The organism is Lachnobacterium bovis, assembly GCF_900111325.1.
In the GTDB taxonomy this organism is placed as follows: Bacteria; Bacillota; Clostridia; order Lachnospirales; family Lachnospiraceae; genus Roseburia; species Roseburia bovis_A.
In genome coordinates this window covers 1-8,435 of sequence record NZ_FOGW01000039.1, presented here as the reverse complement: position 1 = coordinate 8,435, position 8,435 = coordinate 1, and the positions used below count along the sequence as shown (strand labels likewise).

Genomic DNA, 8,435 nt, shown 5'->3' with positions numbered 1-8,435 from the left:
TAACTGACCATCATTGATCCCTGCATTAAATGCAACAGATTTACAGGATTTACCAGTAATGACTTGAGATACAAGTTTTAACTTTTCCTCTGGTGTCCAATATTTATTTTGACTTTTGTGCCTTAAGACAGTAGGTCCATTAGCATCCTCAATTCTTGTCCATCTTCTAATTTGGTGTTGAAATTCTTCTTTGGTGATACCATCGGGAATATCTGGCAGAATTCCTTTCCGATACATTTCCACACATTTTCTTTTGAATTCATAACTATAACGCATAAAAATAACCCTCCTTACTGAACTTTACATTGTCCAGTAAAGAGGGTACATATCACTCTTCTAAAGTTGGCGTAGCTACATCCACTTTGTTTATTGCTGCTTTTGATAAACTTGGAACTCCGGTGGATTCATCCATTAGTTTCCAATTTATATTTTGATAGACTCCATACACAAAATCCAAATCAAATCCATTCTTTGGAATGCAGTAAAATAGCGTGTCTACAGTCCAAAATGGCGCCCTTAAAATATAAGGGTTATCAATTGTTCCTTTTCTTCCAATTCCAATAGCATCATCTTCTTCAGATAATGCTTCAGAAACACTTAACATGTATCCGCCAGTTCCATAAACTGGTATATCACCTTCTTCAAGATGTTTATAATCTCTACCACTACAAACATCTACAACATCACCACACTTACGCTGTTCCCATGAAAGCGTTTTTAAGATTACTTTCGTTGATGAAGGGTGATAAGGTTATCAAGTTTATCAAGGTATGCTCCGATTTTAGCTTGCTCATTAACATTCTTAGGGATAAGAACAGTCTTTCCTTCCATTCCAGCTTTTGTTATATGAACCATTGTTGACCCATTTTTATCAGACAAAATTACTGCTTTATCTTGTTCCAATAATTGCACTGCAAATCGTTTTTCTAAATGCTCCGACAGCTCTACCTTCCATATGTGATAATGGTATATAACCTTGTCTCCGTGCCATATATGAGGTCCAAATGTAGCAGACCATGTATATAATAAATCACCTTCTTCAGCGTAGTATTTTTCATCTAATTCAAGGTCAGAATAATACCAAGAATCATTTGTATAAAAGTTGCCAACTCGAAGAACTTTGTACTTTCCCGAACTTAATAATTCTTCCTGAGAATATGCCCTTCCATTGATAAAAGTTGCTATTTCTCCTAACTTACGCTGTTCCCAAGAAAGTGTTTTTCTGAAGTATCGTAAATTAAATAAAATAATGTAGTAGTTTGGGAACAGCGTAAGCTTTCTGATATTGCTAATGTTAGCACTGGATATCCGTTTGAAAGTGAAGATTTTTCTGATGATGGAAAGTATTTAGTTATTACTAATGGGAATATTCAAGATGATTCTCCTAACGTTAGTAGTGCAGTTGGAAACCATATAAACATTACAGACGAGAAGATTATATCCTCATATTTATTGGACATAGGTGATATTCTTGTTACTATGGATGGAACAGTTGGTAGAACTGCAAAAGTCGTTGAAAATTGGCAAATATTGGCTCAGCGAGTAGGTCGAATAAAAGCTACTGTGAGTGAAGAGTTCCTATATCAATGGTTAAACACAGGACTGTTTTCCAAGGTAATGCAAGGGTTAGCTCATGGAGGAACTATTAAGCATATCTCCCTTGATGAGATACGCTCTTTTGAATCAACTATTCCTAATAATCCTGACGAAATGGAATTGATAGGTAAATTTTTCTTGAACCTCGATAACCTTATCACCCTTCATCGACGTTTGTTATTTTTCAATGAAATATAGAAATCACAAATTTAGAAAAGAAGGTATTTCTGTTAGAAAGAGTAAGTTTTTTACAAAAAAAGAAGTCCATCTAGCAATGGACTTCAATCTTTATTGGTGTTTCAACAACACACAATCATAACCATGTAAATTTCCATCAAATTTTTCATCGCTTAACAATTCAAGATATCCATAATATTCTTTAACAGTAGTTTCTTGATTTCCAGGATGGAAAATAAGTATTTCACCAGAATTTAAGTGGTATTCTAATATACGTTTTACATTGTCATAAGTGGTAAATTTATAAGAACCCTTTGGAATATCATTTATAATATGTCTAAAATATGTAAGTCTTTGATACCAAGCATATAATTCAAGATCTTGACGATCTTTATCCCAAAGCATACCACGTCGATTATCAGGATCATTTCCTCCGTTCATACCAACCTCATCGCCGTAATAAAGGAAAGGTGTTCCAGGTAGTAGCATTTGCATGGCAGCAGCAAGACGTAATTTCCTTTTGTCGCCACCGGCACGGCACAAGAAACGACAAGTATCATGACTGTCTATCAAATTCCACATAACAGGTAAGACAGCAGTGTGATATTGACCTTGTAAAAAGCCCTGTTCGGCCAAAAAGTCTGATGGTCGAAGACTTTCATCACAAATAATGGATGAAACACTTTTATAAAAAGCATAATTCATAACAGAATCCCATTGATCACCCTGTAAAAAATCAGGAGCATAGTGCCAAACTTCTCCAACAATTAAAGCATCAGGATTAACTGCTTTTATTTCTTTTCTGAACCTTCTCCAAAATTCATGTCCAATTTCATCACCAACATCTAAACGCCATCCATCAATATGAAATTCCTCAATGTAATATTTTGCAACACCGATAATGTAATCTGCAACTTCAGGATTACTAACTCTAAGTTTAGGCATTCCACCGAAGAAAGCAAAGCTTTGATATGATGGAACTTCATACTGTGAGCCATAATTAAGTGGAAGAGAGTCTATGTAATACCAATTGTAATATCTAGAGTTTCGCCCATTTTGTTGTATATCCTTAAAAGCAAAAAAATCTGTAGAGGTATGATTAAATACACCATCAAGCATAACTCTAAGACCGCATTCATGGGCGTTATCAATTAGTTCATGTAAATCTTCATCATTTCCAAGTGATGGATCAACATGATAGTAATCAATAGTATCATATTTGTGAGAAGTATTAGATTGAAAAATTGGTGTCAAATAAATCACATCGACACCTAATTCCTTTAAATATGTAAGACGCTCAGTTATACCACGTAAAGAACCATGTAAATCTGCGTCCCAGGAAATAGGCTCCTGATACCAAACGGCATCATCTACTTGATCTGTAGTAGCAAATCTAGATGGAAAAATCTGGTAAACAACAGCATCTTTAGCCCAATCTGGAATTACAAAAGTTTGTTCTTGACGAGATAAAATAGGACAGTCAAACATAGTCTCTACATCCTGTGGCTCATAAGAAAAGAATCTAGAGTCACCATACCATATTCGAGCACCTGCGCTATCAATGAGCTCAAAAAAATAACGAAGACACAAAATATCCGGATTATTAGCGTGTTCGCTACCATCGATGGAATTGACAGTTACATCGGCCATAAAATAGTCATGACCAAAATCGGTAGCATATTTTGTCATCTCACAACAAGCTCGTGTATCTTTTTGCTCAATGCTTAAATATTTATCTCTAGTGTGCAAATAGATGGTGCTAATATCATTTTTAGCTACCATAAGACGAATTCTCAATTTCCCATTTTCTAAAAAAAAGCAATCTCGTTGATCTGCATAGTGCAGAATTCCTGCATAAATCATATAAAACCCCTTTACTAAAATTTACTAAAATTTTTAAATGTCTTACTTCTAATCATAAATATTTTATTAAAAAAAATCAATAGCAAAATACAAAAAAATTAAATAATAAGAAATACCTTTATTACAAATAATAGTATAAAACATCTTGACTAGAGTGGATATTAAGAATTAATATATTATAAATGAACATTCGGAGGTGAAGTATGATTAGATTGGCACAAGAAAAAGATATACCTAGAATAATAGATCTATTAAAACAGGTTCTTGAAATTCATGCAAATATTCGACCAGATATTTTTGTCTCTGGAACATCTAAATATGATATTGATGAAGTTAAAAAAATGCTAAATAATGATTCTAAACCGATTTATGTTGCAACTGATGATGCAGATAATGTTTTAGGGTATGCAATGTGTATGATAAAAGATACGCCTGAAGATGCAATAAATAGTGTAAAAATTAAACAGATGTTTATAGATGATTTATGTGTAGATGAAGCGGCAAGAGGTCAACATGTTGGTTCTAAACTTTTCGAGTATGTTAAATCTGAAGCAAAAAAACTAGGCTGCTATGAAGTTACACTTTGTGTTTGGAGTGGTAATGATAAGGCAGAGTCTTTTTACGAGTCCCTTGGTATGCAAACCAAAGAAAAAATAATGGAATATATTTTGTGATTTTTAGGAGGAAAAATGAACGAGTGTATAAAAAATAGAAATGAAAAATTAGCACAAAAAGTAATAAAAGGAATTGAATCAAGAAATATGAAGGGCTATTACGCAAAAGATAAAGAAGAAGCTTTAAATATTGCCCTTAATCTTATTCCAGAAGGCTCTTCTATTTCAAAAGGTGGCACAATGTCTGCTAACGAGATTGGTTTAGTTGAAGCTTTAAAAAACGGAAATTATAATTATATTAATAAAGATGGAAAATTAGAGAAAAGAGCGGCAATGCTTGCTGGGTATGATGCAGATTATTATTTGACAAGCGCAAACGCAATTACTGAAGATGGAGTAATGGTTAATATTGATGGTAATTCAAATCGAGTATCGGCAATCGCTCAAGGCCCTAAACATGTTGTTGTAATTGTTGGAATGAATAAAATTTGTAATGACGTTGATAGCGCCATGAAACGTGCAAGAAATGTAGCAGCTCCAATCAATGCTCAAAGATTTGAACTTTCAACACCATGTGTCAAAACAGGTTCATGTATGAACTGCAAATCACCAGATACAATTTGCTGTCAATTCTTGATAACTCGTTATTCAAGACATAAAGATAGAATACATGTGATTTTAGTAAATGATACACTAGGATTCTAAAATAATCAGAATAATACCATTATGCAAAGATAATTCGAAAAATGATTTCATAAAATGATTTCATAAAAAAGCATTAGAGGCAAAAATACTGTAGACTTTTAAAATTGACATTCAGTCAATAAAAACGATATAATATTTTTATTAAATAAAGTGTAAATAGTATATAGTTATAAGAGGAGGAAAGTAAGTTGAGTGATAAGATTGTACAGACTGCGGGACGTGAACAATTAGGCGAATTTGCACCATTGTTTGCACATCTTAATGATGATGTACGTAGTGATGTACGTAGGTTGGACAAAAGGATGGGCAGTTTTTAATATGGTAAAAGAAATTTGGAATGAGAATATATCAAGAGAAGAAGAAAGAGATATTTTTCAAAAAAAGATTAGTTTTCCAATCGGAGAAAAAAATCCATATGGAGAGTTTTTTATAGGTCAGAGCTATCTTGCACCTGTTTCTACAGATCAAGTACCAGTATTTAATGTGACATTTGAGCCTGGTTGCAGAAATAATTGGCATGTTCACCATGCAAAAAACGGTGGAGGACAAATTCTCATATGCATAGGCGGAAGAGGCTATTATCAGGAATTTGGTAAAGAACCTGTAGAAATGTCACCAGGAACTGTAATTAATATACCAGCAGAAGTAAAACATTGGCATGGCGCATCGCCAAGTTCATGGTTTGCTCATCTTGCTATAGAAGTAGAAGGTGAAGAAACAAGCACTGAATGGTTAGAGGTAGTTACAGACGAAGATTATAATAAATTAAAATAGCAATAACAAATATTAACAAACTAATAATAGCATCCACAAAACAAAATGCTAACAAAAAAATAATATCCACAAAACAATAATATCCACAAAACAAAATGCTAACAAGAAAATAATATTCACAAAACAATAAAATTGTTTTAAGACTGGTAATTAGTGGCAAATAATAATAATTGTCATTTTTATCAGTTTTTTTTAATCTCACACAAGATATGATAAAATAAATAAAACAACGTTCCAAAATATATGTGCTCATGCACGTTATAACCATAAAGATATGACAAAGTAGATAAAACAACGAACAAAGATATAATAAAGCAAATAAAAACAATAAAATAAGAATACATCTAAAGATTAATAAGGAAAGCGAGAAATAAATGAATATAAATGAATTAAAAAAAATAAAATATAAGATGCAGTACGCAAAAGAATGCAATTACATAATGATTAACCTTGTGCCACCATCAGGCCAAGCAGATAATCTTCAAGGAGAGCTTTTAAGAGAAATAGAAAAAATTAGATATGAAGCTCAAACTAACGGAAATTACAATTGGGACGAATGTTTTACTTTCTTTTGTGAAAACATAAAAACTAAATTATGTGAACAAAAAATTTTTACAGATGAAGAAAAAAATTTAATATATGAAATAACAGATTTATTTAAAGAATGTGGAATGTATGCTACTAATATGTTATTTAATGAAAATCTACTGGAAGATTATCCAATAGACCCTGAAAAAATTGCATACGTTTATGATAATTTATATGATTACATAGCGGATAAAATTGGTAAAATGAGCAACGAAATTGGTGAAATAATTTCATATGAAAAAAATCCCAATATTTATAGATAGCAAAAATTAAAAAGTTTAGAGGAGAATAATTATGCAAAAAACAGATTTAGAAAATATTGTAAAAAAATATTATCCACAAATAAAAAAATTAGGACTAAATTTTAAGTCAGATGAAACAAAAGTAGTTGATCACCTAAAAAAATATCCACAACAAATGTTAAATGATTTAGATGAAGATGAAATGGCATCAATTATGCTTAATGCTATGGATTTTTCTAATGCTTTTTATACTGATTTTGAAGGTATTGAATACGAAATTTTTTTTGATTCATTGCAAAAAATTTCAAAAGAAGAAATTAAATTTAAAAATGTTATAAATGAGGTTTCCAAGGAAACATATGAGAAGGGTATAGGCACAAGCAAATTAAAATTTGACTTTAATGGAGATAAATATGATTATACAGCTACCTTCTATTATGACTGGTTTGATGTAAAAATAATTAGTTTTCTAAATAAAATAATAGAAGAAAAAGGGCTAGATAAAAGAATTATAATATTTGGAGATATGAATGTATCATACATTACTTATCAAACTCCAGATTTTTGTCAAAAAATAAAAGAAATATTTCCAATGCTAGAAGCTGATGTATTATAGTTAGCTGAAAACAATAAATGCAACAGTTAAAAGAAAACGATAAAAATTAGTTGTGGCGAATTATAAATTTATGGTTTATACTAGTAGTAGTTGAATGCAGCAGCATTCAGTTAGAGGAGGAGATAGATGTATAAAATAATTTTAGATTTGGAGTTTTGCAAATTACCTAAAATATATAAAGATATGATTACACACTGCCAAAATGAAATAATTCAAATTGGCGCTGTTAAATTAGATGAAAATAATGCAATAATCGATGAATTCAATGAATATGTTAAACCAATGTATTCGTTTGTTGATAAAAAAATAGAAAATTTGACTCATATTACAAATGATATGCTTTCGGATAAAGACGTATATTCTGTTGTAATGAATAGATTTCTAGAATGGATTGATGATGAAGATGCAGTAGTTTACTCTTGGGGCAAAGAAGATAAAATTGTCATTGAAAGAGAAGGTAATATGAAAAAGTATAATGATGCAAGACTAGATAAAATTTTTGAAAATTGGAGAGATTTGCAAGAAATAGTTGATAGTATGTTATGCGTAAGTCAAAATCTTTCACTTAATAATGTATTAAAGGGCATAAACGTCAATTTTATAGGACAACAGCACTCAGCAGTTGACGATGCAAGAAATACAGCATTTATCTATCAAACAATACAAGATAGAGCCCTATTTGAAAAAAAGATGAAACCATTAGTGGAATTAATGCAACCAACAGAGTCCTTAACATTTTCTATGGGAAATCTTTTGCAGGAATTTAGCTTTTAGATTATTAAAAAGGTTTAAAAGCTAAAAAAATTCTATTAATAGTAATAAAGAAATATAAAAGAACAAAAATCGATAATAGAATGCTATATATCGATAATAAAATGCTATATATCGATAATAAAATGCTATATATCGATAATAAAATACTATATATCGATAATAAAATACTATATATCGATAATAAAATGCTATATATCGATAATAAAATGCTATATATCGATAATAAAATATTATATATCGATAATAAAATATTATATAATAATATACTTAATGAGGGAAACTTCAAAACTTTATTAATAGAAGTTTCCTACATAATGGAGACATTAATAAAAAATATCCAAATCATAACATTTAATAATAATATTCTATAAAGTAAATCATCGTATATCATATAAATCATCATAAAAATTAATTTCCAAGATAACAAAAAGAATATCGCAATAATTAATTTTCAAGATAACAAAAAGAATATCGCAATAATTAATT

General features: G+C 30.6%; 8 protein-coding genes and 3 pseudogenes. 7 read left to right on the top strand and 4 right to left on the bottom strand.

Features of this window, described 5'->3' with window-relative positions; genetic code table 11:
• The 3 genes and pseudogenes from BMY79_RS11300 to BMY79_RS11960 form a co-directional block, all read right to left on the bottom strand.
• A pseudogene (locus tag BMY79_RS11300) lies at positions 1–243 on the bottom strand (helix-turn-helix domain-containing protein); the annotation flags it as partial.
• Between the two features lie 85 nt (positions 244–328).
• Positions 329–724, bottom strand: a complete 396-nt coding sequence (locus BMY79_RS11295) for a restriction endonuclease subunit S (RefSeq protein ID WP_083383571.1) — start codon at positions 722–724, stop codon at positions 329–331.
• Complete coding sequence (locus BMY79_RS11960) at positions 724–1,173, bottom strand: restriction endonuclease subunit S (RefSeq protein ID WP_242941504.1); 450 nt, start codon at positions 1,171–1,173, stop codon at positions 724–726. Before BMY79_RS11960 ends, BMY79_RS11295 begins: the two co-directional genes overlap by 1 nt.
• A 99-nt stretch (positions 1,174–1,272) precedes the next feature.
• On the opposite strand from BMY79_RS11960, the pseudogene BMY79_RS11285 reads away from it, so the two are divergent.
• Positions 1,273–1,794: pseudogene (locus BMY79_RS11285) on the top strand (restriction endonuclease subunit S); the annotation flags it as partial.
• A gap of 90 nt (positions 1,795–1,884) precedes the next feature.
• Here the strand turns inward: BMY79_RS11285 and BMY79_RS11280 are convergent.
• On the bottom strand, positions 1,885–3,636 hold the full coding sequence (locus BMY79_RS11280; RefSeq protein ID WP_074730992.1) for a glycoside hydrolase family 13 protein: 1,752 nt from the start codon (positions 3,634–3,636) through the stop codon (positions 1,885–1,887).
• Between the two features lie 203 nt (positions 3,637–3,839).
• On the opposite strand from BMY79_RS11280, the gene BMY79_RS11275 reads away from it, so the two are divergent.
• The 6 genes and pseudogenes from BMY79_RS11275 to BMY79_RS11250 all read left to right on the top strand — a co-directional run bounded on the left by BMY79_RS11275 (position 3,840) and on the right by BMY79_RS11250 (position 7,949).
• The gene (locus tag BMY79_RS11275; RefSeq protein ID WP_074730991.1) at positions 3,840–4,310 is read left to right on the top strand and encodes a GNAT family N-acetyltransferase; all 471 of its coding nucleotides are present in this window, start codon (positions 3,840–3,842) and stop codon (positions 4,308–4,310) included.
• A 15-nt stretch (positions 4,311–4,325) separates the two neighbouring features.
• Complete coding sequence (locus tag BMY79_RS11270; RefSeq protein ID WP_027422596.1) at positions 4,326–4,955, top strand: lactate utilization protein; 630 nt, start codon at positions 4,326–4,328, stop codon at positions 4,953–4,955.
• A gap of 188 nt (positions 4,956–5,143) precedes the next feature.
• A pseudogene (locus BMY79_RS11265) lies at positions 5,144–5,729 on the top strand (cupin domain-containing protein).
• A gap of 374 nt (positions 5,730–6,103) precedes the next feature.
• The gene (locus tag BMY79_RS11260) at positions 6,104–6,580 is read left to right on the top strand and encodes a hypothetical protein (RefSeq protein WP_074730990.1); all 477 of its coding nucleotides are present in this window, start codon (positions 6,104–6,106) and stop codon (positions 6,578–6,580) included.
• A gap of 31 nt (positions 6,581–6,611) precedes the next feature.
• A complete protein-coding gene (locus tag BMY79_RS11255; RefSeq protein ID WP_027422597.1) occupies positions 6,612–7,175 on the top strand; it encodes a hypothetical protein in 564 nt (187 codons plus the stop codon).
• Positions 7,176–7,301: 126 nt separating this feature from the next.
• Entirely contained in the window at positions 7,302–7,949 is a 648-nt protein-coding gene (locus tag BMY79_RS11250; RefSeq protein WP_022750364.1) for a 3'-5' exonuclease, read from the top strand.
• Positions 7,950–8,435 lie beyond the last annotated feature (486 nt).

Excerpts from the sequence above, each read along its gene's own strand:
- BMY79_RS11280 (WP_074730992.1), bottom strand. The coding sequence starts at position 3,636 with ATGATTTATGCAGGAATTCTGCACTATGCAGATCAACGAGATTGCTTT.
- BMY79_RS11275 (WP_074730991.1), top strand. The coding sequence starts at position 3,840 with ATGATTAGATTGGCACAAGAAAAAGATATACCTAGAATAATAGATCTA.
- BMY79_RS11270 (WP_027422596.1), top strand. The coding sequence starts at position 4,326 with ATGAACGAGTGTATAAAAAATAGAAATGAAAAATTAGCACAAAAAGTA.
- BMY79_RS11260 (WP_074730990.1), top strand. The coding sequence starts at position 6,104 with ATGAATATAAATGAATTAAAAAAAATAAAATATAAGATGCAGTACGCA.
- BMY79_RS11255 (WP_027422597.1), top strand. The coding sequence starts at position 6,612 with ATGCAAAAAACAGATTTAGAAAATATTGTAAAAAAATATTATCCACAA.
- BMY79_RS11250 (WP_022750364.1), top strand. The coding sequence starts at position 7,302 with ATGTATAAAATAATTTTAGATTTGGAGTTTTGCAAATTACCTAAAATA.